The sequence below is a fragment of the Chryseobacterium sp. OV279 genome (assembly GCF_900128945.1).
Lineage (GTDB): Bacteria > Bacteroidota > Bacteroidia > Flavobacteriales > Weeksellaceae > Chryseobacterium.
In genome coordinates this window covers 497,464-523,775 of sequence record NZ_FQUD01000002.1, presented here as the reverse complement: position 1 = coordinate 523,775, position 26,312 = coordinate 497,464, and the positions used below count along the sequence as shown (strand labels likewise).

Annotated in this window: 21 protein-coding genes and 1 riboswitch; of the genes, 8 read left to right on the top strand and 13 right to left on the bottom strand. The window is 39.2% G+C overall.

Annotated elements, in window-relative coordinates:
* Positions 1-118: 118 nt before the first annotated feature.
* The 7 genes from ilvA to folP form a co-directional block, all read right to left on the bottom strand.
* A complete protein-coding gene (gene ilvA / locus BUA72_RS10295; RefSeq protein ID WP_072922849.1) occupies positions 119-1,375 on the bottom strand; it encodes a threonine ammonia-lyase in 1,257 nt (418 codons plus the stop codon).
* A gap of 15 nt (positions 1,376-1,390) precedes the next feature.
* Complete coding sequence (ilvC, locus tag BUA72_RS10290) at positions 1,391-2,437, bottom strand: ketol-acid reductoisomerase (RefSeq protein WP_072922848.1); 1,047 nt, start codon at positions 2,435-2,437, stop codon at positions 1,391-1,393.
* Positions 2,438-2,488: 51 nt separating this feature from the next.
* Positions 2,489-2,770, bottom strand: a complete 282-nt coding sequence (locus BUA72_RS10285) for an ACT domain-containing protein (RefSeq protein WP_051891199.1) — start codon at positions 2,768-2,770, stop codon at positions 2,489-2,491.
* 20 nt (positions 2,771-2,790) lie between these two features.
* Positions 2,791-4,518 carry a biosynthetic-type acetolactate synthase large subunit gene (gene ilvB, locus BUA72_RS10280; RefSeq protein WP_072922847.1) on the bottom strand — a complete coding sequence of 576 codons (1,728 nt, stop codon included), beginning with the start codon at positions 4,516-4,518 and terminating at the stop codon, positions 2,791-2,793.
* Between the two features lie 7 nt (positions 4,519-4,525).
* A complete protein-coding gene (gene ilvD / locus BUA72_RS10275) occupies positions 4,526-6,208 on the bottom strand; it encodes a dihydroxy-acid dehydratase (protein ID WP_175548880.1) in 1,683 nt (560 codons plus the stop codon).
* A gap of 211 nt (positions 6,209-6,419) precedes the next feature.
* Positions 6,420-7,292 carry a branched-chain-amino-acid transaminase gene (gene ilvE, locus BUA72_RS10270; RefSeq protein WP_072922845.1) on the bottom strand — a complete coding sequence of 291 codons (873 nt, stop codon included), beginning with the start codon at positions 7,290-7,292 and terminating at the stop codon, positions 6,420-6,422.
* Between the two features lie 339 nt (positions 7,293-7,631).
* Complete coding sequence (folP, locus tag BUA72_RS10265) at positions 7,632-8,411, bottom strand: dihydropteroate synthase (protein ID WP_083544198.1); 780 nt, start codon at positions 8,409-8,411, stop codon at positions 7,632-7,634.
* 495 nt (positions 8,412-8,906) lie between these two features.
* Between folP and BUA72_RS10260 the strand changes: the two genes are divergently transcribed.
* The 5 genes from BUA72_RS10260 to tpiA all read left to right on the top strand — a co-directional run bounded on the left by BUA72_RS10260 (position 8,907) and on the right by tpiA (position 14,134).
* A complete protein-coding gene (locus BUA72_RS10260; protein ID WP_072922843.1) occupies positions 8,907-9,470 on the top strand; it encodes a DUF1599 domain-containing protein in 564 nt (187 codons plus the stop codon).
* A 6-nt stretch (positions 9,471-9,476) separates the two neighbouring features.
* Complete coding sequence (locus tag BUA72_RS10255; RefSeq protein WP_072922842.1) at positions 9,477-10,589, top strand: BT_3928 family protein; 1,113 nt, start codon at positions 9,477-9,479, stop codon at positions 10,587-10,589.
* Between the two features lie 139 nt (positions 10,590-10,728).
* Complete coding sequence (locus tag BUA72_RS10250) at positions 10,729-11,079, top strand: tellurite resistance TerB family protein (protein ID WP_034726579.1); 351 nt, start codon at positions 10,729-10,731, stop codon at positions 11,077-11,079.
* Positions 11,080-11,106: 27 nt separating this feature from the next.
* Positions 11,107-13,233: a S9 family peptidase gene (locus BUA72_RS10245; RefSeq protein ID WP_072922841.1), complete on the top strand. Its 2,127-nt coding sequence runs from the start codon at positions 11,107-11,109 to the stop codon at positions 13,231-13,233.
* Positions 13,234-13,372: 139 nt separating this feature from the next.
* A complete protein-coding gene (gene tpiA / locus BUA72_RS10240) occupies positions 13,373-14,134 on the top strand; it encodes a triose-phosphate isomerase (RefSeq protein ID WP_034726585.1) in 762 nt (253 codons plus the stop codon).
* 89 nt (positions 14,135-14,223) lie between these two features.
* Here the strand turns inward: tpiA and BUA72_RS10235 are convergent, their stop codons facing one another.
* Positions 14,224-15,486: an esterase-like activity of phytase family protein gene (locus BUA72_RS10235; protein WP_072922840.1), complete on the bottom strand. Its 1,263-nt coding sequence runs from the start codon at positions 15,484-15,486 to the stop codon at positions 14,224-14,226.
* Positions 15,487-16,034: 548 nt separating this feature from the next.
* Positions 16,035-16,227, top strand: a riboswitch (cobalamin riboswitch).
* Between the two features lie 66 nt (positions 16,228-16,293).
* Between BUA72_RS10235 and BUA72_RS10230 the strand changes: the two genes are divergently transcribed.
* Positions 16,294-17,418: a T9SS type A sorting domain-containing protein gene (locus BUA72_RS10230; RefSeq protein ID WP_072922839.1), complete on the top strand. Its 1,125-nt coding sequence runs from the start codon at positions 16,294-16,296 to the stop codon at positions 17,416-17,418.
* A gap of 194 nt (positions 17,419-17,612) precedes the next feature.
* Here the strand turns inward: BUA72_RS10230 and clpP are convergent, their stop codons facing one another.
* Together clpP and dnaG are read right to left on the bottom strand one after the other, a co-directional pair.
* Entirely contained in the window at positions 17,613-18,299 is a 687-nt protein-coding gene (clpP, locus tag BUA72_RS10225) for an ATP-dependent Clp endopeptidase proteolytic subunit ClpP (RefSeq protein ID WP_034726592.1), read from the bottom strand.
* 119 nt (positions 18,300-18,418) lie between these two features.
* On the bottom strand, positions 18,419-20,401 hold the full coding sequence (dnaG, locus tag BUA72_RS10220; protein WP_072922838.1) for a DNA primase: 1,983 nt from the start codon (positions 20,399-20,401) through the stop codon (positions 18,419-18,421).
* A 130-nt stretch (positions 20,402-20,531) separates the two neighbouring features.
* On the opposite strand from dnaG, the gene BUA72_RS10215 reads away from it, so the two are divergent.
* The gene (locus BUA72_RS10215) at positions 20,532-23,501 is read left to right on the top strand and encodes a T9SS type A sorting domain-containing protein (protein WP_083544176.1); all 2,970 of its coding nucleotides are present in this window, start codon (positions 20,532-20,534) and stop codon (positions 23,499-23,501) included.
* A gap of 71 nt (positions 23,502-23,572) precedes the next feature.
* On the opposite strand, the gene BUA72_RS10210 is transcribed toward BUA72_RS10215, so the two are convergent.
* From BUA72_RS10210 to BUA72_RS10200, 3 genes are all read right to left on the bottom strand, one after another.
* A complete protein-coding gene (locus BUA72_RS10210; protein WP_175548879.1) occupies positions 23,573-24,412 on the bottom strand; it encodes a GLPGLI family protein in 840 nt (279 codons plus the stop codon).
* A 1-nt stretch (position 24,413) separates the two neighbouring features.
* Positions 24,414-25,127 carry a GLPGLI family protein gene (locus BUA72_RS10205; RefSeq protein WP_228407869.1) on the bottom strand — a complete coding sequence of 238 codons (714 nt, stop codon included), beginning with the start codon at positions 25,125-25,127 and terminating at the stop codon, positions 24,414-24,416.
* Positions 25,128-25,258: 131 nt separating this feature from the next.
* Positions 25,259-25,546, bottom strand: a complete 288-nt coding sequence (locus BUA72_RS10200; protein ID WP_072922834.1) for a hypothetical protein — start codon at positions 25,544-25,546, stop codon at positions 25,259-25,261.
* A 339-nt stretch (positions 25,547-25,885) separates the two neighbouring features.
* Between BUA72_RS10200 and tsaE the strand changes: the two genes are divergently transcribed.
* On the top strand, positions 25,886-26,287 hold the full coding sequence (gene tsaE, locus BUA72_RS10195) for a tRNA (adenosine(37)-N6)-threonylcarbamoyltransferase complex ATPase subunit type 1 TsaE (protein ID WP_034726600.1): 402 nt from the start codon (positions 25,886-25,888) through the stop codon (positions 26,285-26,287).
* Positions 26,288-26,312: the final 25 nt, after the last annotated feature.

Here is a 26,312-nt window from a genome sequence, read left to right as displayed (position 1 = left end):
CTTTGTAATATATCAGCAGCTTTAAATTTTATCGCAGATAAAATCCTTGCGCCTTAACAACACATCGTATGAAAAAAATAGCGTCCTTGCGAAACCCAACACCACTTCACAGCCCGTTTTAAATAAGCAAATTCATCAAAGAAGGATCATTATTCAGATAATTAACAAAAAAGTCATACTTCTTCATATTATTAAGCAACGGAGTAAAATCTTCGCTATCCCTCAGTCCGATTCCTAAAACAGCAATCCCTTTCTCTTTTGAATTTTTTTGCGTGTATTCAAAAAAAGTGATGTCATCATTCGGTCCTAAAACATTCATGACAAAGGTTTTCAAAGCTCCTGGACGTTGTGCAAATCTAACGAGAAAATAATGCTTTAAACCCGCATGAAGAAGAGCTTTTTCTTTGATCTCTTCCATTCTCGTAATATCATTATTGCTTCCACTGATGATACAGACTACATTTTTTCCCTTGATCTGATCTTTATATTTCCCGAGTGCAGCTACGGAAAGAGCTCCGGCAGGTTCTACGACCACAGCATCTTTATTATAGAGGGAAAGAATGGTTTCGCACACCATTCCTTCATCCACTAAAGCCATATCGTACAAAACATTTTTACAGAGTTCGAAATTAAGATCTCCTACTTTCTGTACGGCGGCCCCATCTACAAAACGGCTTATTTTTTCAAGAAGCATCGGTTGTCCTTTTTCCAGTGCTTTTTTCATACTTGCCGCTGCAGAAGGTTCTACTCCTATAATCTTCGTGTGTGGAGACAATTCTTTGAATACAGAACAAACGCCTGCAGCCAGACCACCGCCTCCAACCGGAAGAAAAAGATAATCAATAGGCTCAGCCGACTGCTCAAGAATCTCCAGTGCTGCCGTAGCCTGACCATTAATAATATCCTGATCATCAAACGGGTGAATAAATATTCCCTGATTCTCTTTGCAGAACTTCAGTGCGGCATCTTTAGCTTCATCGAAAGTATCCCCGTAAAGCACAATATCAATATCATCCCCTCCAAACATTTTCACCTGTTCCAGCTTTTGTCCCGGCGTGGGCAAAGGCATAAAAATGGTACCTTTCACTTTCATGGTGCTGCATGCAAAAGCCACTCCCTGAGCATGATTTCCTGCACTGGCACAAACCACCCCTTTTGCAAGGTTTTCAGGAGACATCACCGCCATTTTATTGTAAGCGCCCCTGATCTTATAGGATCTCACCTGCTGCAGATCTTCTCTTTTAAAACTAATCTTTGCCTTATAAATACCGGAGAGATGATTATTGATCGCCAGAGGAGTTCTTACCACTACATTTCTGAGTCTTTTTGCTGCTTTATAGACATTGTCCAAAACAGAAGGATACGTTTCTTCCATTGTTATTTTTCCTGATTAATTGTTCTCTGGTCTGAGACTGCGGACCGTCTTGCCGGCTCTCCACATTTCGCTTTCTCTAAGCTCAGTAAGTTCTACTTCCAGTTTTTCTCTGTAATCGTGTTTGCTGTTGCTGTCGATGGAACGCTGGGCTTCATCTCCTTTTGCAACACTTTCATATAATTCTTCAAATAAAGGAGAAGTGGCATCTCTGAAACGTTTCCACCAGTCCAGTGCTCCTCTTTGTGCTGTGGTGCTGCAGTTCGCATACATCCAGTCCATTCCGTTTTCTGCCACCAAAGGCATTAATGATTGGGTTAATTCTTCAACGGTTTCGTTAAATGCTTCAGAAGGACTGTGCCCGTTTTTCCTCAATACATCATATTGAGCCGCAAATATTCCCTGTACAGCACCCATCAAAGTTCCTCTTTCTCCTGCAAGGTCACTGAATACTTCTTTTTTAAAGTCTGTTTCAAATAAATAACCGCTTCCAATAGCTATTCCCAATGCAGTCACTCTTTCTCTAGCTTTCCCAGTAGCATCCTGATATACCGCAAAACTGCTGTTCAGTCCGCGATCCTGAAGAAACATTCTTCTCAGTGACGTTCCTGATCCTTTCGGCGCAACAAGGAATACATCAACCTCAGCCGGAGGAATAATTCCCGTACGTTCATTAAAGGTAATTCCGAAGCCGTGAGAAAAATACAGGGCTTTTCCAGGGGTAAGATGCTGTTTCACTTTCGGCCAGTATTCGATCTGGGCTGCATCACTCAACAGATAGCAAATAATTGTTCCTTTTTGCAAAGCTTCTTCTATTTCGAATAAGGTTTCTCCCGGTACAAATCCATCTGCTACGGCCTTATCCCATGATTTTGAATTTTTTCTCTGGCCCACAATCACATTGATTCCGTTGTCTTTCTGGTTAAGTGCCTGTCCCGGTCCCTGTACACCATAGCCGATCACTGCTACGATCTCATCTTTTAATACTTCCTGAGCTTTATCTAATGGGAATTCCTCTCTTGTTACTACGTTTTCCTCTACTCCGCCAAAATTCAATTTTGCCATTTTCTTTAATTTTTATATTTGTTAATGATATTTTTTTGATTGTTTTTCTAATTAGCTTGCGTGTGCCGCTACGGTCAGGTATGGATTTTTATGGTAATGAACCTCAAGAACATCTACCTGTTTTTCCATCTGTCGGGTGATCTTCTGTACAGATTCTTCCGTTTCTCTGATGACGATGACAAACTTTTTTACTTTTTCAATATCGGAAGGCCCTGCATTAAAATTCACAATGGAAACTCTTCTCCTTGAAAAAATAGCATTGATCCTGCCGATCAGCCCCAGATAATCTTCTGTGTAGGCTGTTATGGTGTATTCCCTGTTTTCTGAATTCATCTTTTTTCTATTTTATATTATTATGTCTTATTGTTAGTCAGTACGATCTCTGAAACACTTTTCCCCTGAGGAATCATGGGAAAAACATTATGTTCTTTCCCGGTCATGACTTCCAGCAGGAAAGCGCCTTGATGATGAAGCATTTCACTAAGTCCCGCTTCCAGTTCTTCCCTCTCCACTACTTTTCGTCCCGGGATTTTATACCCTTTAGCTACCTGCACAAAATCCGGACTCTGAATATCTACCGAGGAATATCTTTCTTCATGAAATAATTCCTGCCACTGTCTTACCATTCCCAGATAGCAGTTATTAAGAATCAAAATTTTGATATCAGGCTGATACTGCATCAGTGTTCCCAATTCCTGGATATTCATCTGGGCTCCACCATCTCCCATCACGGCAATAACATGACGGTTGGTGACTCCATAAGCGGCTCCTATTGCGGCTGGAAGGCAGAATCCCATGGTTCCCAATCCTCCGCTGGTAATATTGCTTCTGGAATGTTTAAAGCTTGAATATCTGCAGGTAGCCATCTGATGCTGCCCTACATCCGTAACAATCACTGCTTCTCCTTTAGTCATTTCGTTTAGGTGACGAACAACTTCTCCCATCGTAATTTCGCCTTCTGAAGGATAGAGTTCGTGGCTGATCAGCTGATCATGTTCAATTTCATAGCAGTCTTTAAACTTTTGGTGCCAGTCTCTATGTGCTCCCGGTTCTATTAGCTGTGTTAGAAGGGGTAAAGTTTCTTTACAGTTTCCAAGAATCGGAACCTCAACTTTTACATTTTTATTGATTTCTGCTTTGTCAATGTCCAGATGAATGATACTCGCCTGTTTCGCATACTGATCCAGTCTTCCGGTCACACGGTCGTCAAAGCGCATTCCTACTGCAATCAACACATCACATTCATTGGTAAGAATATTGGGGCCGTAGTTTCCATGCATTCCCACCATTCCTACAGCCTGTGGATGAACCGTCGGGATGGCACTCATTCCCAAGACCGTCCATGCTACCGGAATTCCTGATTTCTCAGCAAACTGTAAAAACTCTTTCTCAGCTTTTGCCAACATAATTCCCTGTCCGGCAATGATGAATGGTCTTTCTGCATTATTAATCAGAAAAGAAGCTTTTTCAATAGCGTCCATATGGGGAACAGGATTCGGTCTGTAACTTCTCAAAGAATCACACGGTGTGTACCCTCTGTTGAACACCTTTTGCAGCTGGGCATTTTTCGTGACATCAATTAATACCGGACCGGGTCTTCCGGATCTTGCGATATAGAATGCTTTCGCCAATACTTCGGAAAGTTCATCCGCATCGGTGACCTGATAATTCCACTTTGTAACAGGGCTGGTGACATTCATAACATCAATTTCCTGAAATGCATCGGTTCCCAGAAGATGGTCAAAAACCTGTCCCGTAATACAAACAATCGGTGTATTATCCAACAGGGCATCAGCTAATCCCGTTACCAGATTGGTGGCTCCCGGACCACTTGTCGCTAATACCACTCCCACTTCTCCGGATACTCTGGCAAGCCCCTGTGCTGCATGGACTGCTCCCTGCTCGTGACGGACCAGAATATGTTCCAACTGATCTTTATAGTCGTAAAGTGCGTCATAAATGGGGATAATGGCGCCACCCGGATACCCGAATATGGTTTTTACCCCTTCCTGAAGAAATGCTTCAAGGATGATCCGGCTGCCGCTGATTTCTGTTTCTGTGGATACATTTAGGTTCTTCATTGTCTATTTATTGAGTGATTTCATCTGTTACACAGCCTTCTGCGGCTGATGATACGGTGAGTGCATATTTGTACAGCAATCCTTTTTTTACTTTAAGTTCAGGTTTTTGCCATCCTTTCTTTCGCTGTTCGATTTCTTCCTCAGATACTTTGAGCTGTATGGTGTTATTTATTGCGTCAATTTCAATGAGGTCATTGTCTTTCACAAAAGCAATCAGACCGCCTTCATACGCTTCCGGAGTGATGTGTCCTACCACAAAGCCATGAGTTCCGCCACTGAATCTACCATCGGTAATTAAAGCTACACTTCCGCCCAGTCCTGCTCCGATCAGAGCGCTGGTAGGTTTCAGCATTTCCGGCATTCCCGGTGCGCCTTTCGGTCCTTCATGACGGATGACAATAACGTCTCCGTGCTGAACTCTTCCGTTTTCAATCCCTTTAATCAGGTCTTTTTCTCCATCGAATACCCTTGCTTTTCCTGAAAATTTTTCGCCTTCTTTCCCTGTGATTTTCGCAACACTCCCTTTCTCAGCGAGGTTTCCGTACAATATTCTTAAATGCCCTGTTTCTTTGATTGGATTTGATAAAGGTCTGATGATCTTTTGCTTTGTAAAATCAAGTCTAGTAACATTTTCAAGATTTTCAGCGATGGTTTTTCCGGTAACCGTTAAACAGTCGCCATGCAGCAAACCTTCTTCCAGTAAGTATTTCATGACAGCAGGTGTTCCTCCATGGTTATGAAGATCCTGCATCAGGTATTTTCCACTCGGTTTAAGATCTGCCAATACCGGTGTGATGTCGCTCATCTTCTGGAAATCGTCCTGAGTTACGGAAACGCCTACGCTTTTCGCCATTGCTATAAAATGCAAAACGGCATTGGTACTGCCCCCAAGAATAATGATCAGACGAAGCGCATTTTCGAAAGCCTTTCGGGTCATGATGTCTGAAGGTTTGATATCTCTTTCCAGTAATATTTTAATATACTTTCCTGCCTCCAGACATTCATTCTGCTTTTCATCACTTAATGCGGGATTGGAAGATGAATACGGAAGGCTCATCCCTAAAGCTTCTATGGCTGAAGACATGGTGTTGGCGGTGTACATTCCTCCGCATGCTCCTGCTCCCGGACAGGAATTTTTAATCACTCCGTTGAAATCTTCTTCTGAAATTTCTCCGGCGATTTTTTTACCCAAAGCTTCAAAGGCCGAAACGATATTAAGCGGTTCATTTTTATAACATCCCGGTGCTATTGTTCCTCCATACACCATGATGGATGGTCTGTCCAGTCTTCCCATCGCGATAATGGTTCCCGGCATATTTTTGTCACAGCCCGGTAATGCAATAATTCCGTCATAATACTGTGCTCCGCAGATGGCTTCGATACTGTCTGCAATCACATCGCGGCTTACCAGTGAATACCGCATTCCGTCTGTCCCGTTGCTCATCCCGTCGCTTACGCCTATGGTATTGAATATTAATCCCGCAAGACCATGGTTCCAGGTTCCTTTTTTTACCACTTTAGCCAAGTCATTGAGGTGCATATTGCAGGTATTTCCGTCATATCCCATACTGGCAATACCGATCTGGGCCTTGTGCATATCTTCTTCTGTAAAGCCTATTCCGTAAAGCATTGCTTTTGCTGCGGGCTGTTCGCTGTTTTGTGTGAATGTTTTTGAATATTTATTTAACATATTATCCTGCATTTGCTATTCTTATCCTCTCTGTGTGTATCCATAATTTCATTTTTTTTTGGAATCCATCAATGAAGCTTTTCCTTAATTTTGGTCCAAAACTACAGCTTGTAATCTCTTTTTTATTTTCACTTTTATGAAAACTACAATATTCAATTGTTTGAAAAACAGATGTATTTAACTGATTACTAAATATTTAAGTTCTTTAAATTTACAATGACAGAACTCTTACCAGTTTCTGATAGGCCTGCTGTACTTTTCCACTTGCTGTATCCTCCCAGTTTTTGGTGAAAGGAACATCATCCAATGAATCCAGCGCTACAATCTCAGCTGCAGTACCACAGAAGAAAGCGGCATCAGCTCCTCTCATTTCTTCAGGCGTAAAGAAGATTTCTTTAACGGGAATATTCAGTTCACTGCATATTTCGAATACCGTCTGTCTTGTGATTCCCGGCAGTATGCTTCCTTTTGCAGGCGTAAATAATGTTCCGTCTTTTTCGTAGAATATATTGGCACCTGAGCTTTCAGCGACATTTCCGTTTTCATCAAGTAAAAGGGCTTCGTCATAGCCTTTGTCTTTGGCATCCTGACAGGCCAGAATAGAATTGACGTAATGGCCGCCTACTTTGGCTTCCACTTTAAAAGCATTTGGATTTGGACGCTGAAAACCTGAGGTCATGATTTTCATTTTGTCTGCGAGATAGCCTTTGCTCCATTCCCAGGCAAGCAGAGAGAGGTAGGATTTTTGTCCTTTTGAAAGGGACATATTGGGCGAACAGGTTACCAACGGGCGGATATAAGCATCTTTGAATCCGTTACGCTCCAAAAGTTCATAGGTAAGATCCGTCAGTTCACTGACTGAGTAATCAAACGGGATGTACATCATTTCTGCTGATCTTTTCAGTCTTTCGTAATGTTCTTCTGCTTTAAAAATTTTGGTTCCGTATTCGGTATTGTAGGATTTTATGCCTTCAAAAACGGAGTAACCGTAGTGAAGTGATTGTCCGTAGAGATTCATTCCTGCTTCTTCTGCCTTGAGGAAATTTCCATCAAAATACACGATCGTTTTGTCGTTGTAATACATTATTTAGGGTTTTAAAAATTAACAAATGGGTATAAAAAAAGCCCTCTCACGATGTGAGAGGGCTCAAATATGTACAGTCATACTCTATCCTTCTCACCAAAGCAAGGGAATAATAATGACGATAATAATTACTGTTAATAACTGATCCATAATTTCTGAAATAAAAAAAAGCCGCTTCAAAATGAAACGGCTTATATAATTTAAATTAAAATATTTTACAATGCCGCTTCCCTACTGCTGTTTACTACAACAATAATGTTAGAAATGACAATAATATTTTTCTGATTCGTAAAATTCATACTGCAAATGTATTAATTTTTAAATACTGAGCAAGTTTTTTTAACACTTTTTATTTTTTTCGCAAAACTGCCTGATGGTTACTGCAGCTTCCGCCACATCATGTACTCTTAAAATTTTAGCGCCCTGCTCCAAAACTTTCCAGTGAAGTTTCTGCGTTTCTTCATTGATATCCATTGGAGATTTCCCAAGCGGTTTATAGATAAATGATTTTCTCGAAATACCGATCAATAAAGGAAATTTTTCAAAGCCTAAATACTCAGTTTCACCGATCATTTTCATCTGATCTTCTACCGTTTTTCCGAATCCAAAACCGGGATCCAGAATGATATCTTTCACTCCTTTTTCGAGAAGTTCATTGGTCTTTTTAGAAAAATAACGGTTAACTTCCAGAGTAATGTCCTCAAATTTAACTTTATCATGCATCGTTTCGTAAGACGGATTCACATGCATCAGAATGTAGGGAAGCTTCGTTTCACCTGCGACATCAAACATTTTATCGTCATACTGTCCGCCGGAAATATCATTGATCATGTCAATTCCTTCATTAAATCCGAATTTTACCGTTTCAGCATAAAACGTATCCAGTGAGATCAGTGCTTCCGGAAATTCTTTTTTGATCAGAGAAATCATATTCCCTATTCTGTCTATTTCCTCTTTGCTACTCAAAAATTCAGCATTCGGACGTGTGGATTGCGGCCCGATGTCTATGATCTCCGCTCCGTCTTTCAAAAGCTTCTCTGCATGCTCCAGCGCTGATTTTTCACTATTGAATTTCCCGCCGTCTGAAAAAGAATCCGGGGTAAGATTGAGGATACCCATGATTTTCGGGGTGTCCAGTTCTACCAGTCTTCCGTTGCAGTTGAGGGAGTGGAAAGGTTGGAGAGTCTTAGAGTTGGAGGGTTGGAGGATTTCGGAGTTTGAAAGCATGCTTTGTTTATGATTGATAAGTGATACTATTCTGCAAAATTAAGACTTATTGTGGAATGTTGCTAGTTGTCAGTTATTAGTTGCTAGTTGTTAGTTGCTGGTTTGTTATTCGTTGATAAGAGCTTGCGCAGAAACGAATATTCTTTTAGATAGAAATTAAATTTAGAATCTCTTCATTTTAAAATTCCCTGACAAGAACCAGCAACTGACAACCAGCAACCAACTCTCCTACTCTAAAACCCTCTCACCCAGAATCCCACACCCCGCGACTCTAAAACCCTCCGACGCTACAACTCTCCAACTCAAAACCCAAACTCTGACAAAAATCAATGCCCGATTCCCGCTACCTAAAACCGAATTCGTATATTTGGGAGATTAAGAGAATTTATGTCAAAAACATCAGTACAGTTCGGGAAAGTGATCAGTGAGTGTCGTGATCTTTTCAGTAAAAAATTGCAGGATTACGGTGCAGCATGGAGGGTTTTAAGACCCAGTTCTATTACGGATCAGATTTACATCAAGGTAAACAGGATCCGTACGCTTCAGATGACGGATAAAAAAATGGTGGATGAAAGCGAGGAAGACGAATTCATTGCGATTGTCAACTACTCTATTATCGGACTTATTCAGCTTGAAAAAGGACTTTCTAATGATTTTAATGAAAATAAGGAAGAAGTTTTAAGCCTTTACGATAAGTATGCTCATGATGCTCAGGCTTTAATGGAAAGAAAAAATCATGATTATGGTGAAGCGTGGAGAGATATGAGAATTTCTTCCATTACCGATCTTATTTACCAAAAAGTATTAAGAACAAAGCAGATTGAAGACAACCAAGGAAAAACTATTGTTTCTGAAGGTCTTGATGCAAACTATTTTGATATGCTGAACTATGCTGTTTTCTGTCTGATCAAGTTCTCTGAAAAAGAAAATATTTCCGAAACCCAAAAATAAATTACTATGATCAAAGGTTTATTACGCTTTATTATTGCTGTTATCTTTATTCTGTCCGGCTTTGTAAAGGCTGTGGATCTGGTAGGATTTTCTTTCAAAATGGAAGAATATTTCGCGCCATCGGTTTTCAATATGCCCTTCCTGGAAAAATTTGCACTACTGTTCTCGGTCATTGTGGTCGTACTGGAGCTTTTCTTAGGATTTATGCTGTTGCTGAAACTGAAGCTTAAGTTTACACTTTCAGCGTTAATTGCCCTTTGTATCTTCTTTGGGTTCCTTACTTTTTATTCTGCCTATTACAATGTGGTGACGGATTGCGGATGTTTTGGAGACGCGATCAAGTTTACGCCATGGCAGAGTTTTATTAAAGACATTGTGCTTCTTGTCGGTCTTATTATCGTGTTTATCCTTTACAGAAAGGAGTTCCGTAAAAAAGATGTGTACAGCAGCGACAATACGAAAGAGTCTTCCGGTAAGTTCAGATATGCTCTTTTAGGGCTTTTTTCTGTGATCATGATTTACATTATGGCTCAGGGAATTATGCATGAACCACTGATCGACTTCCGTGATTATAAAATCGGAACGAATATTAAAACCGAAAAGGAAAAAATCAATAAAAATCCTTCTGAATACAAGACTTTTTATTCCCTTAAAAACCAAAAGACGGGAGAAGTTTTAAAGGTAAATCAGGATGATTATATTAAAGAAACAAAATACTGGGCGGAAGGTTCTCCATGGAAAATTGAGGAAGGAAAAAATGAATCTGTTCTGACGAAAGAAGGTTATAAATCTGAGATCGTTAAATTCAAAATTGAAGATCCTACAGGGGTAGATCTGACAGACGAAATCATCAATGCACCGAAAGCTGTTCTGGTATTTTCATATCACCCAAAAGAGGTTTCTGCTGATCTTATTCAGAAACTTGAGGCTAAAGTAAATACTCAAAAAGGAGCTGTCATCTACGGTGTTTCTACAGATCACAACACCTTTAAAACCATTAAAAATGCTATGATGGACGCCACTGCCATCAAAACTATTGCGAGAAGCAATCCGTTTGTACTCATCCTGGAGAAAGGGAAAATCGTGGACAAGCAGCCTGCAAAAGACTATGTTGATTAGGGTGAATGAGTGAATGGTGAATTGTGAATTTTAAATTAAAACGAATCACAAAACACGAACCTCGAAACCTCGTATCTCGCAACCCAGAACAGCTGCCAACAATCCAATTTAAACACTAAACTTAAACATACACTTACAAATGCAAAAATCAAATAAATCCATTGCCGGTTATCATCTTTTAATGATTCTTTCTTCTGTAGACGGAGAATTTGCTCCTGAAGAAGGAATGCTGATTCAGCAGTATATGGCAGACGAATTTCCGTTCAGAATGAATCTTGACAATGAACTGGAAACACTGGCTCTTTTGCAGCCTGAAGAATGGAAAGACCACTTTGAATTTCACGCAAGATGTTTCTTTGACGACTCTACGGATGATGAGCGCGTAAAATTTGCACAATTTGCCAAAACCCTGATCAAAGCTGATAACAAAGTGACTGATGAGGAGCATACTTTCTACAGGCTTTTGAAAAATCTGTGGAATTTGGCCTAAACCAGACACCAAAAAACAAAGCATATTATGAAAAAATTTTATCTGGGAATATTAATTATGAGTGCTTCTACGATACAATCTCAAAAATTCCCTGCTTTAAAAGCCCCGATTGCTGAAAAGCAGGAACACATCCGGGAAATTCACGGGGATAAAGTGAATGATCCGTATTACTGGATGATCGATTATTTCAAAAAAGGAAAAGATTCCACGAAAGTTGTTGATTATCTGAAAGCCGAAAATACCTACTGGGAAGGCATGATGAAGGATACGGAACCTTTCAGGGAAAAACTTTTCCAGGAGATGAAGGCCCGTATTAAAGAGAAAGATGAATCGGTGCCTGTTTTTGAAAACGGATACTATTATTATACCCGCACAGAAGCCGGAAAACAATACTTCAAATACTGCAGAAAAAAAGGAAGTCTTACTGCTCCAGAAGAGATTCTTCTGGACATCGATAAGCTTGCGGAAGGTCACCCGTATTACAGTGCTACCGGTTTCAGCATCAGCCCGGACAACAACAAACTGGTGTATGGTGTTGATGATGTTTCCAGAAGACAATATACTTTGTTTTTAAAGGACCTAACAACCGGAAAAACAACCGATCTGGGCATTAAAAACACAGAAGGTTCCGCAGAATGGGCCAATGATAATAAGACTATTTTTTACACGGAAAACAATTCGGTTACCCTTTTATCAGAAAAAATTAAGAAACATACACTGGGAACTGATCCTGGTAAAGATGTGACGGTTTACGAGGAAAAGGATAAAACGAATTATATTTCGGTATATAAGTCCAAAAATCACAAATTCATCCTGATTTATTCCGGAGCTACCACTTCTTCTGAAACAAGGTATCTGGATGCTGACCAACCGAACGGAACATTCAAAGTTTTCCAGCCGAGAATGAAGAATGTTTTGTATACGATCACGCCTTTGGAAGACAAATTCCTGATCAGAACGAATAAGGATGCGCTTAACTTTAAAATAGCGGAAACGCCTTTGGATAAAACTGGTGTTGAGAACTGGAAAGATTTTATCCCGCACAGAAGCGATGTCTTGATGCAGGCTGTGAGTGCTTTTAAAAACTATCTGGTTTTCAGTGAAAGACAGAACGGACTTACCCAATTGGTTATTTACGACAGAAAAACAGCTAAGAAAGATGCGCTGACATTTGACGAACCGGCTTACACTATTTCTTCACTGGAAAATCCGGAATACAATACGGATAATTTCCGTTTCGGATATACCTCTATGATTACGCCTGTTTCTCAATTTGAGCAGGATTTAAAGACCGGGAAAAGAACATTACTTAAACAGCAGGAAGTACTTGGTGGATATGCAAAAGATGAATATACCACTGAAAGACTTTTTGCAACGGCAAAAGACGGTACAAAAATTCCGATCTCCATTGTTTATAAAAAAGGATACAAGAAGGATGGAAACAGTCCGCTGCTTCTTTATGCATATGGATCTTACGGAAATTCTATGGATGCGTCTTTCAGCAGTACTAGGCTGAGTCTTCTGAACAGAGGTTTTGCCTTTGCTATCGCTCACATCCGTGGTGGCCAGGAAATGGGAAGACAATGGTATGAAGACGGAAAAATGATGAAAAAGAAGAATACATTTACCGATTTCATCGATGCAGGAGAATATTTGGTTAAAGAAAAATACACCTCACCAAAACATCTGTATGCTCAGGGCGGAAGCGCGGGAGGTCTGTTGATGGGTGCTGTAGCGAATATGAGTCCGAATTTATGGAATGGTGTGATTTCACAGGTTCCTTTCGTGGACGTGATCAATACCATGCTTGATGAAAGTATTCCATTAACGACCAACGAATATGACGAATGGGGAAATCCGAACAATAAGGAAGCCTATTTCTACATGAAATCTTATTCACCTTACGAAAACATTGAAAAGAAAAAATATCCTAATACCTTAGTAACCACAGGACTGCATGATTCTCAGGTTCAGTATTTTGAGCCTGCAAAATGGGTCTCCAAGCTTAGGGATATGAAAACTGATAAAAATGTATTGCTATTAAAGACGGACATGAATTACGGCCATGGCGGTGCTTCTGGAAGATTTGATTATCTGAAGGATATTTCGCTTGTGTATGCTTTTATGTTTAAACTGGAAGGGATTGATAAATAATTAAATATCACGCAGATTTTGCGAATTTTGCAGATTTTAAATGATTGAAATTTCTGTTTTGTAAATCCGTATTTAGCAATTCAAAAAAATCTGGAAAAAATAAAATAACAAATAATAATTTACCTAATTATATAAGGCTATGAGAAGAAAAATAGTTGCAGGAAACTGGAAAATGAATAAAAATGTCATTGACGCACAACAGTTGATGATTCAATTACTGAGCTATAAAAACAATAACACCACTAACTGCGAAGTATGGATAGCGCCGCCTTCTTTATACTTGATGATGGCTAAAGATATCTTCGAAAAAGATGAGATCGGTGTATTTTCTCAGGATATGAGCGAGCATGAGAGCGGTGCTTATACCGGTGAACTTTCTGCAGATATGCTGGAATCTATCGATGCGACTGGTTCATTAATCGGGCACTCTGAAAGAAGACAATACCACGGTGAAACGGATTCTCACTGCAACAGAAAGATCAAATTAGCGCTTGACAAAGGCCTGATCCCTGTATACTGTAACGGTGAAACGCTTGAGCAGAGAAAAGCAGGCCAACATTTCGAAGTGGTGAAAAACCAGACTGAAGTTGCTCTTTTCACTCTTTCTGCGGAAGAAATCAAAAAAGTGGTAATCGCTTACGAACCGGTTTGGGCTATCGGAACAGGGGAAACTGCTTCTCCGGAGCAGGCTCAGGAAATCCACGCACACATCAGAAGCATCATCGCTGCCAAATACGGACAGGAAGTAGCTGACGAGGTTTCCATCCTTTACGGAGGTTCTGTGAAGCCGGATAATGCAAAAGAGATTTTCTCTCAACCTGATATCGACGGTGGACTGATCGGGGGTGCAGCTTTGAAACTTGAGGATTTCTCTAAAATTATTGAAGGTTTCAATTCATAGGTTTCGGCTAAATTCCTATTGAATTTAAAACATATAGAGTCAAAAACGGCGGCATCTTCGATGCCGCCGTTTTCTTAAAAAAAATCTAATTATTGAATATCGACTACATACATTGTTCCTTTGTCTACTTTTCCGGTCTTAGGCAGGATTTTAGCTTTCGGATTTCCGTTTCCGTCATCTAAAATTCCAAAATCATCATCATTGAAGACGGCCAGTTTATTGTTTCCTAAATAAACGATTCCTTCAAATTTGTCATGTTCATATCCTAGTTTTGCGACCAGATCTACAGCTAAAATTTTGGACACCGGTTTGATTCCGGCATTGGTGATTTCATCCCATGTAGACTGCTCTAAGGCTTTGTTATTGATCTTCATTCCGTCAACGGCTGTCATATCAGTTCCGTTCACATCTGAAGCTCCGGCTATATTGATTCTGTATACTTTTTTGGTTCCGCCCTGCGATCCGAAATTTCCGTCTCTTTCAATGACCAGGAATTCTGTGCTGCTGATGGCTGTAATATCACATACCGAGTCTGAAGCACCTCCATTCTGCTTATACAGGTATTGCTTCGTCTGTCCCGTCGCAATATCAAAAGTGACAATTCTGGTTAAAGTGGTATTGGTGGCCAACGTTTTTGTCGGGACATACATGGTAGACTGTATCGTTCCTACCAGTGTCTTTCCGTCCGGAGTGATGCATAAACCTTCCATTCCTCTATTCGCTCTTCTTTTAGCTAAAACCGCAGGAAGTTTTCGAGGTCCGGTATTAACACCAACCGGGCTGATTCTTTCCAGCTCTACTCCTTCCGCATTGTAATGAACGATGTGTGGTCCGTACTCATCAGATACCCAGAATGTTCCATCTGTTGCTGCAACGATACTCTCGCTGTCCAGACCGTAATTGTCTGTTCCTAAAACATTTCCTGACGAATCATAAGCTGTTTCTCCTGTACTGCCCATTCCTGCAGGGTTGGGAAGACCGGTAATCGGTTGGCCGGAAGGATTTTTAAGCTTGATATATTTAATGATCTCTATATTTCCTTCTGCATTAATTTTAAAATGCATGATGGTAGGGGTAAAATTTGGGGCCGGAAATTTTTTCCCGTTCAGATAGTCTGTATTGGGACCACGGTCCGTAATTACATAAAATTCACCCTTTCTGGTAGGATGTGCCGCTGCACCGGAACCAAATCCTCCGTTAATGACATCCACGCCATTGACTGTTGCTAATTTGGAGAAAGGAAATTCCTGGGGAAGCCTGGCATAATTGACATCCTGGTTATTCATCTTGTCGTCATCTTTACACGATGCGAGCGCTGTGAATACGATCGCTGATAACAGCAGTTTTCTCATAGTTACTTTTATGCCGCGAAAGTATACATTGATTATAAACTGATCTTGAATTTAATAATAATTGTATTTTAACAATCAACTTGTTTAAACTTTTTTGTTGGAAAATTTCAATAAAATACGCCAGATATTTTATCATATTCTTTTGTCTTGAAACAAAAGAATCAAAAGTTCAAGACCTGGAAACTTCCGCTAAAAATAAATCCTGTTCTCTAAAAATTCTAAAACTTGCGCGGAATGACTATTTCTGCTTCGTTTCAATTACAGCCCCGCGCTTCGGACAGTAGAATTTTCTTAACGTTCACAACATTTATTTTCTTAACGCTCCATTTTCCGAAGTCAGTGTATAGCAGTTATAAAATCAATATTCAGTAAATTTTGTAATAAATCAGCAGCTTTAAATTTTAAACACAAGATTAATCCGAATATCAATAACCTTCTCTCCTATTCTTTATTAAATCAGAAAATCACGATCTAAAAAATATCCAACCATTAAACAAAAGAAATAAATAACGAGATAATTCACAAAACGCATTCAAAAATTTATATGATATATTTGCAGCAGTTAAGGCTGAACATCTGTTCATTAACAGGGAATCAAGTGAGAAGAAATTCAATGCTTGGGCTGTACCCGCAACTGTAAGCTATTTTAAACTTTAAGTACATGATGCCACTGGATCACCATCCGGGAAGGCGTATCTAAGGAAGCGAGCCAGGAGACCTGCCTTATCTGAATTCACTTCGGAAAGAGACTTTGTATTCTTTTCCGGAAGGAAAGTTTCGGGAATAAAACTTTAATTTAATTATATTATGAAGAAGATTTATCTTTTTTTACTGCTGCTGTGTCTACAGCAAATCTCCGCCCAGTTTACAGAAAATGACATCAAATTCTGGGTAGGAACAGGCTCTAAAAAAGCGTATTTCATCGCTGATTTTAATGACAACGATAATCCTACATCCTATGCCTGGGGCTTCCGTTATGATGCAAATAACCTTACCATGGAAGATCTCATCAATGCTATTGACGCAGCAGATTCAAAACTGGAAGCAGAAATACCGTCAGGGTTTCTTTACAGCATCAATTACAATCATCACATTCCAAGCCTTGAAGACTATTGGTCTACCTGGTCCGGCCCTACCGCAGAAAATATGAACCTGAACAATGGGGCCAACAATGATGCACTGGTCGATGCAAAATGGTATGGTGCATCCTTTGGTTATGGCTTTACTCCCACTACACCTCCGCTTTCCCATCCCTCTCCTCCTGTAGCGGCCTACAATTCTGGCTGGTACAATTCTTCACAAATCACCAACTGGATAGGAACGGGAAGCAATACCAGCCTTGTTGTTATCGATTTTGGAACCAGCAGTTCCGCCGGAGAAGCTCATTCTTTCGTTTTTGGAATTAAATACAACGGAAGTTTAACCGCTGAACAGTCTTTGCAACTCATCCATACGCAGGCTCCTTATTTTAATTTTACATCAGGCAGCAACCAAATTAGCGCTCTGTCTCTCAATAACTTCACAGGAAGTGCATCCGGAACCAATACCTGGAAGCTTTTCAAAGGAAAAGATCTTTCAAGCTGGAGAGGACAAACCAATCTTTCGCAAATCCAGTTGGGTAATAACGACTGGCTGGGCCTTAGCTTTGGACAGAGACAGCCATTCACTCCAAGAGAAGCTTCAAACCTGACTTTAGGTGTTTCTGAAAACAGTAAAAAGGAATTCAGAATTTACCCTAATCCTGCAAGTGATTTTATCACAATAGAGAATGCTGAAGATCTTAAAGAAGTAAATATTTATACCGTATCAGGGCAGAAATTATTGACTGGAAATACTACAAAGCTTAATATTCAGGCATTGAAAGCCGGCATTTATTTAGTAGAAATTAAAACCTCTAAGAATACTACGGTTCATAAGATTATTAAGAAATAAATAAAATGCCTTTGGGTACAAATTTTTATCACTTTTGAGAATCGAAGATTTTCATAGAACTTAGGTGAACTTCTATTTTCAAAGTATGTAAACTTAAAAAACTAAGGTGTTCAAAAACTTTTGCCTCTTTTGTGGTTAAAATAAAAAAAACGCACCGATACCGGTGCGCTTTTCACTATTTCCAAAAAAGGAAATTATTTTTTCTCTGTAGATCTCTGTAAAACTTCGTCTACCATTCCGTAGCCTTTTGCTTCTTCAGAAGTCATCCAGTAATCTCTGTCTGAAGACTTTTCTACCCATTCGTAAGTCTGTCCTGAGTGGTGACCGATGATTTCGTAAAGCTCCTGCTTTAATTTAAGCATTTCTCTTAAGTTGATCTCCATATCTGAAGCGACTCCCTGAGCACCTCCTGATGGCTGGTGAATCATTACTCTTGAATGCTTAAGCGCAGAACGTTTTCCTTTTTCTCCTGCTACTAATAAAACAGCACCCATTGAAGCTGCCATACCTGTACAGATTGTGGCTACGTCCGGCTTGATGATCTGCATCGTGTCATAGATCCCTAAACCTGCATAAACGCTTCCTCCAGGAGAATTGATGTAGATCTGGATATCTTTCGATGGATCTGCACTTTCTAAGAATAAAAGCTGGGCAGTTACGATATTAGCCACCTGATCGTCGATTCCGGTTCCTAAGAAGATAATTCTGTCCATCATCAGACGTGAAAATACGTCCATCTGTGCAACGTTCAATCTTCTTTCTTCCATGATATATGGCGTAAGGTTTGTTGGGCCGTACATTCCCATATACTGATCGGTAACCAAACCGTTGTTTCCTAAATGTTTTACAGAGAAATCTCTGAAGTCTTTTTTAATGTCCATATTTCTATTATGTATTATTAACTATTTTCGAAGTTTAAATTACAACTTTTATTCCTAAAATTTTATAGGACTTTTTGTCACAGAATATCAGCGTGATGATCAGCAGAATGTCTGTCAATTTATCTTTTCCTGTCGATGTAGATGCCTTTGATAGGAGAATATTCAATAATATCGCTGAGTCTGATTGAGGCCTGTTTCAGCAGCGTGATCTTTTTAATCAGCTCGTAGTATTTTACCTCATCCGTTCCGCTGTACTGGTCCAGCTGTCGTGCTGTTTCTTTGATCAGATAATCGATGTACCTATATTTATGCAACAGAACATCACCTTGGACCTGCTCTGCTATTTTGTCGCCATAATTTGGAGGATAAATATTTCTGGAGCCCCAGTTTTCCAGCTCATCCAAAGGCATCAGGGCATCCACCACTTTTGACGTAATTTCTTCGTCCATCAGAGACACAAAAAAGTTTCCGCTTCTCAGCTCATCTTTCTGAATACCGTCTCTCACCTGATTGATGATAATTTCGTTCCCTTTAACCAAAAAGCTATACTGCTCTTCTTCAAAATGCAGCAGAATTTCTTCAATCACGGTAATCTGATACTCCTCATTTTTTTCATTGGTTCTTTTCAGAACAATATCTCCAAACATCAGCATATGATCTACCAGCTTACTTTCCATAAACAGAACGTCATACAGATAAGGATCTTCTTTTTCCTCATCCAGAGGTACTATTTCAAGCTTTGGCTGAACTTTTTCTTTCTGCTGCTGAACGTGTTGTGTCTGGTTCTGCGTGATCTGTTTCTGAACATCAAGCTCGTTGAAAAGACTCTGCTCCGAAAGTCCGAATTTATTGGAAACCTCCTTCAGATAAACTTCCCGTTTTAAAGCATTCTGAACAAAGCCTACAGATTTTACGATATCTCTGATGGCTTCCGCTTTTTTAATGGGGTCGTTTCCGACTTCTTTTAAAAGAATTTCAGCTTTAAAATCAATGAAATCCATCGCTTCATTTTCGATGAACTTTTCTACATATTCCTGCGGATGTTTTCTTGAGAATGAATCCGGGTCATCGCCATCAGGAAATAGAAGAACACGGATGTTCATTCCTTCCGTAAGCAGCATATCGATACTTCTGAAACTGGCTTTAATTCCGGCATTATCCCCATCAAAAAGGATCGTCACATTTTCTGTCAGCCTTTTAATAAGCTTGATCTGTTCCGTTGTCAGAGACGTTCCTGAACTCGCTACAACGTTTTCGATTCCGGACATATGAAGCGCGATTACGTCCATATAGCCTTCTACTAAAAGACAGATATTTTTTCTTGAAATAGCCTGTTTACTCTGATTTAAACCATAAAGTACATTAGACTTATGGTAAATTTCCGTTTCCGGCGAGTTGAGATATTTGGCGGTTTTTACATTATTCTTAAGAATTCTGGCTCCGAAACCTAAAACCCTCCCCGAAAAACTGTGGATCGGGAAAATAACCCTTTCACGGAAACGGTCGATCCCGGATGGTGTATTTTCAGGGAATATGGAAAGTCCGGATTTTTCAAGAATCTCCTTTGTATAGCCTTTTTCTTCGGCATAAAGCGTAAAGGAATTTTTCTTTTCCGGCGAATATCCAAGCTGGAATTTTCTGATGATATCATCTTTCAGCTCACGTTCCCTGAAGTAAGCCAGACCAATACTTTTTCCTTCTTCAGAATCCCAAAGAATTTCCTGATAATAGGAATTGGCTACTTCATGAATTTTGTATAACTGATCTTTCTCCGTCTGTGCATGTTTTGCTTCTTCTGAAAATTCACGCTGATCTTCTTCGATTTCAATCCCGTATTTTTTAGCGGCATGACGAAGGGCTTCAGGATAAGTAAAATTCTCGATCTCCATCAGGAAAGAAATGGCCGTTCCTCCTTTTCCGGTGGAGAAATCTTTCCAAATCTGTTTGCTTGGTGAAACAACGAAACTTGGCGACTTTTCCTCATGAAAAGGGCTGAGCCCTTTGAAGTTAGACCCGGCTCTTTTCAGCTGAACGTACTCTCCTACTATCTCTTCTACCCGTATCGTTGAGAAAATTTTGTCTATGGTCTGTTTGGAAATCATAGTGTAAAATTAAATATTTAGTTTGAAGAAAAAAACTTCCCTGAAAAGAATGATTTATATCACAATTCTTATTTAAATCAATTCTAATTAAAAATAATAAGTTTGCATTGAAAATTTTTAAACATTAAGCATGATTACAACTCAATTCTTTAGACTGCTCACGCGGTCAAAATTACGCATGGCCGGAGCTCTCGTCCTCTCAGGATGGGCCTCTATGAATGCACAGATTGTCTCTTATTATTCTTTCTCACAGAATCAGGGAACGTATACACCATTATCCGGCGCAACCAATATCGCTACTGCTACGGCATCTACCGGAATAGGACTTCTGGACGAAAATGTCTACACATTGAATGACGTTATTCCCTTCTCTTTTCCTTTTAATGGAACTGCATTTAATTCCATAAAAGTACACGCCAATGGGTTCATCAGCTTTGGAAGTACAACATCCAGCTCCACGGATCCTATCGGTTCAGGAACTTCTTATTCGGGGGTGATTTCCCCTTTGTCTGCAGACCTTGAATCTCTTTTTAATATAAATGGATTAAAGGGATCTATTGATTATGCGGTGACCGGAAGTGCTCCCAACCGTGAATTTGTGGTTCAATGGAGTCATTTCAGGCCTTATGGGGCTTCTCCTGCCACTGCGGCCTCTCACCACGACTGGAATTTCCAGGCGAGATTACATGAAAACGGAAGCATTAAATACGTTTACAGCATGAATTCTCAGGGAACGCCAAGTGCAACCAATGCCAAGGTGGGACTTCGCGGAACTTCAAGCAGTGATTACAACAACAGAACGGCTTCCGGAAATGCCACCAGCAACTGGAATAATACGGTAGCAGGAAGCAATTCTTCTGCAGGAATCGCTAGTAACTACAGTTTTCTGGCTGCACAAGGCCTGACTTTTAACTGGACGGCTCCCACTCCATGTATGGCTCCAACAGCCCAGCCTTCCAATTTAGCTTTAACGAATACAGGAATCATCATCAACGGAAGTTTTACAGCCAGTTCTCCGGTCGCTGACAAATACCTTATCCTGAGAAATGTAAACGGAACGGTACCTAATGCTCCCGCCAACGGAACGGTATACACTACGGGAGAAAATACTTCTCTGAATGCTTATGTAGCGTATTACGGAGCCAATACTACTTTTGAAAACAATTATAACCACGGCATCCGCGGAAATAATCAGTATACCTACACGGTTTATGCAGTGAATTCAAACTGTACGAATGGACCATTATACAACACTCAGAATCCTGTAAGCAGTTCTATCACCAATTGCCCGATTCCTGTTAATGGGATTGCAGCTTCCAACGCCAATACCCATTCATTTGACGTAACATGGCCTGTTACTGAAAACGGAAGCGCACTGCCGATTAACACCGTAATTGAAGTGGCTACAGACAGTAATTTCACTTCAATGGTAGCGGGATCACCTTTCACATTGGGAACTTCTACTTTGTCACAACATATTGCAGGACTACAGCCGAATACTCAGTATTTCATCCGCGGAAAAAGTGTAAGCACTCAGTGTCAAAGCTCTTATTCCAGTACGGTAAGTATTTATACAACCTGTACGCCAGCTTCTTCATTCTACGAAAGTTTTGATTCCGTTTCAGGAACCAATAATCTTCCCAATTGCTGGGGTAAAATTCTGACTTCGAATAACGGTTCTACACCAACCATCAGCTTAACCACAACGGATGCCAATTCGTCACCGAATAACATCAGTTTTTACGGAAATGGCGCCACTGCAACGGAGGCTGCTACGAAAATGATTCTGGTGAGTCCTGAACTGACCAACATCAGCAGCGGAACGCACAGACTCCGTTTTAAAGCAAGAAGAACTTCGGCTGATATCAAAGTTCAGATCGTGGCTTTAACAGGAACAACTTCTTCTGCCAACGTTGAAATCATTGAAACCATACCGTTGACTACGACATATCAGGAATATGTAGTGTATATAAACAATTATTCAGGATCCGCCGATCATCTGGGAATCAGAAGAGTGGACGGAAGCACATGGTCTTATATGTATGTGGATGATGTAATCTGGGAACCGGCACCAAGCTGTACTGAACTTGCTTCTGTGACCTTAAATGCGGAAACTTACAATGGAGCTAATATCTCATGGACGAACGTTAATAATCAACAGCCAGCATCGGGATATGAATATTTTGTTTCTTCGGTGAACACGCCACCGGCGGACACCAATACATTTGTAACCTTAGCTTCAGGAACCAATTCTGTAGTGGTTTCAGGTCTTTCAAACGGTACTTATTATTTCTGGATCAGAAGAATATGTTCGCCGGGTGAAAAAAGCCCATGGAAAACAGTCGCATTCTCTACCGTCCCAACAACACCGGCTCCATGGAAGGAAGAATTTATGACCACCACTTTCCCACAGGGATGGACTACCGGAACAAGCCCACAATCGTTCGCACTGGGATCAGAAAGAGGTGCAACAGGAAACGGAACTACAGCTACCAATCTGTATAAAAACCTATTTGCCAACTCCACAACCGGAACATTCAGCAGTATCAATGTGGGACCATTAAATGCAGCTAATTATGAGTTAAGTTTCTCTTATAAACAGACGAACTACAGCAGCCCGTTTGCATCATCAGCTGCCTGGGGGAACTTTGATGTACAGATTTCTACGGATTTCGGAGCAACATGGACGACCATAGGAACGGTAAATAACGAACCGGGTACAGGAAATTATATCAAAAAAACATATTCTCTCGCCGCTTATCAAAACCAGTTTGTAAAAGTTAGAATTAATGCCAACAGGACGGCGGGAGATTTTGATCTTTCTTTTGACAATTTTGAAATCAAGGCGGGTACTTTATCTACTCTTGAAACGGTAAAAGATAAGTTAAGAATCTACCCGAATCCGGCCGCATCTTTTATAAAGATCGATTCGAAGGAGAAAGTAAAATCTTTTGAGCTGTATACTATTTCCGGACAGCTTGTGAAAACAGGAGGTCAGGTACAGGAAGTATCGCTTGAACATTTAGCTTCAGGAATTTACATCCTTAAGGTAACACTGGACAATGGCCAGACCGTTATCAACAAGATCATTAAACAGTAGTCTTTGTATTATTAAATGATGAACCGGCTGGAAGTATTTTTCAGCCGGTTTTTTATGATCATTTAATTCCATTATTCATATAAAGACAATTCAATAAAATTATTATTCGTTTTAAGCTCCTCTTTTGTTCGTTTCTCCAGATTTCGGATAATATCACTTTGTTTCATTTCTTCACCGTTCCAACTTACACTAGCCTGAATATTAGAGTTTAAAAATATATTTTTAATGCTGACTGAAGGATCTTTCCTGTAATTATTCCAAAGCTGATTGAATTTTTCTGGTGAAATTATAGTTCCGGTTGTACCAGTTATTTCAAAATCAGGAATTTCTTTTTTAATGCCCATTAAGCTGAAGGCATGATCTCCCAAACTATCTTCAACATCCAGAATTAAACCTGGCAGGCCATGAAAACAGTACGGTCCGTCCTGAATTGGAACTTCATCAGTAAACCAAGCCACCCATTTTCTACCTCCAAAAGACGTTGTTGCTTTTTGAACGGTAAAACCTTTGATTTTCTTTTTCTCAGGAAGAATATTCCAATGCAACGTATTATTTTTTTTAATTGTGTAGGTTGTTGTCCCTATTTGATCCTGCTGAAGAATTTCGTAATCCGGATATACTTTTTTGACTGAAAATTTCACCTTCGATTTATCCTGAAAGTTTGAAAAGTTGTATTCACTCAATTTTAATGAGGACGTTTTATGGATCTGAGCATTTTTTAAAGAATCGTAAACATATCTGGGATAGCTATAGAAATTAGAACCCTTTTCCGAAATATCGAGGAACATCACTTCTTTTTCTTTCCTTTCTCTATGTAAAGAGTCCGTTTTATAAGTATATTCGTATGTAATCCTGTTATGTTGTCCAAAATAAAATGAACACCATAACAGACAGATTAAAAGTTTCGTCATATTACTCTTCCCATTCATATTTTTTTTCGATACCATTTCTTTTGGGTGAATCAATATGTACTACTGCTCCTCTTGGAAGGTTGGAAGTTAGCCTTTTCACTTCCTCAAGGTCTTTATTTTCCTGTAAATGAATAAATTCTTTATAGGAAATCGTATTATTCTTCGGAGCCATTAATTCTATTTTTTTTGAAACATAAGATTCAATAAGGTCTGCTTTCCACGAATTAACCGACTTTTCATCTTCCGTAACCTCTAAAATAACACCAGGTAATCCACTGAATTTATAGGGTCCAAAACTAAAGGGTAAATCCAGGGCATAATAAGCCGCTACTTTGCTTCCTCTAAAGACGGCTGTTGCTTTTTTGCAAACATACTTTCCAATTTTTTTGGTTTCTACAAAATTTGTATTCCAGACTATTTTCGGAAGCTGGTCAGAAATCCAATAGGAATTTTCTCCAATAAATTCATTAATAATTAAGGTTTCATTTAAAGAAGTTTTATAGTATTTAGTCTTTTGTTTCGTTACTTTCCCTAGTATTTCAACATTATTCCCTTCAACTTTCAACTGATTTTTTTCCTTTTTAAGCATCACAGAATCTCTTATACTTAAAGCATAATTGCCCGATACATATAAATCTTCATTTATTAAAAAATTGACGGGATTTACATAAGTATATTTAATATGTAAATTTTGAGACCGTGTGAAAACCAGCATTAATACACTTAAAAAAAGAAAAATTTTGTTCTTCATTCGAACTTGTTTAAAATTATATTTAAAGAAAATTAAGGCTGCTTATAATACATCTCGAAAAGCAACTATAAGCAGTCTCATCTAAATTTAATAATCTAATCTGCACTTGTAATAGTATTTGCGCTTAATTCCCGAAGCCTACTAGCTAATAATTTCCCGCATTCTTCAGCAGTAGCTGTCTCATATGATTCAATCCAGCTTGTACTTTGCCCTGTATTAGGGTTGGTATAAGTAAGACGCATAGTGCATAATCCTTTTAAAAACTTTACATCATCAATACTTACAGACTTTAATGACTTATGATTTTCATTATTCGAAACAGCCGCAAAAACGTTAGATCCGAAAGTAACTGTTAAAACTAGAGATAAAAATGTTTTTTTCATTGTGTTATTTTTTAAGTTTGAAAATGAATCAAAGTTTAAGCACATTTGATTTCTTTTATGGTGCTAATGTACTTACTGCAAAATAATTAATGTTAAAATCACAAATTACAACACATATAATATCAAACAATTACGTGTTATTTTATATGAATTAAAAATAAAATAAAAATGAATAGAATCTAAAATATTCGCCACATTACTAATAAAAAAACAATCACTAAAACAATTTTAATGGGAACTCTATTTTCAACATCAATACTATTGATATAGATAAAAAGCAGCGAAAAATAAACATCTCAATATTTTTTAAAATCTGTAATTTTGAACCAAATTTTATAGATGAAAATACAGTCCTTACAACAATGGCAGGAAGTTGTCGATAAGATCATTCCTGACTTACAGCATAACATCCTTCTATTAAAGGGTAATCTTGGCGCGGGTAAAACAACGTTCACTCAGTTTCTTCTCAAAAATCTGGGAAGTGAGGATGAAGTGAACTCTCCTACCTACTCTATTGTCAACGAATACAATACTCCAAAAGGTAAGATTTATCACTTTGATCTTTACCGTTTAAAAAACATCGAAGAGGTGTATGATATCGGCATTGAAGAATATCTGGATAACGCCTTTCTGTGTATCATAGAATGGCCTGAGGTATACGAAGAAGAGCTCTACGGGCTTAAGTACCACACAATGAGCATCGTGAATACAGGGGATGAAAGAGAAATTTCATTCGAGTAAATATTATGTATCTTTGCTTATAAAT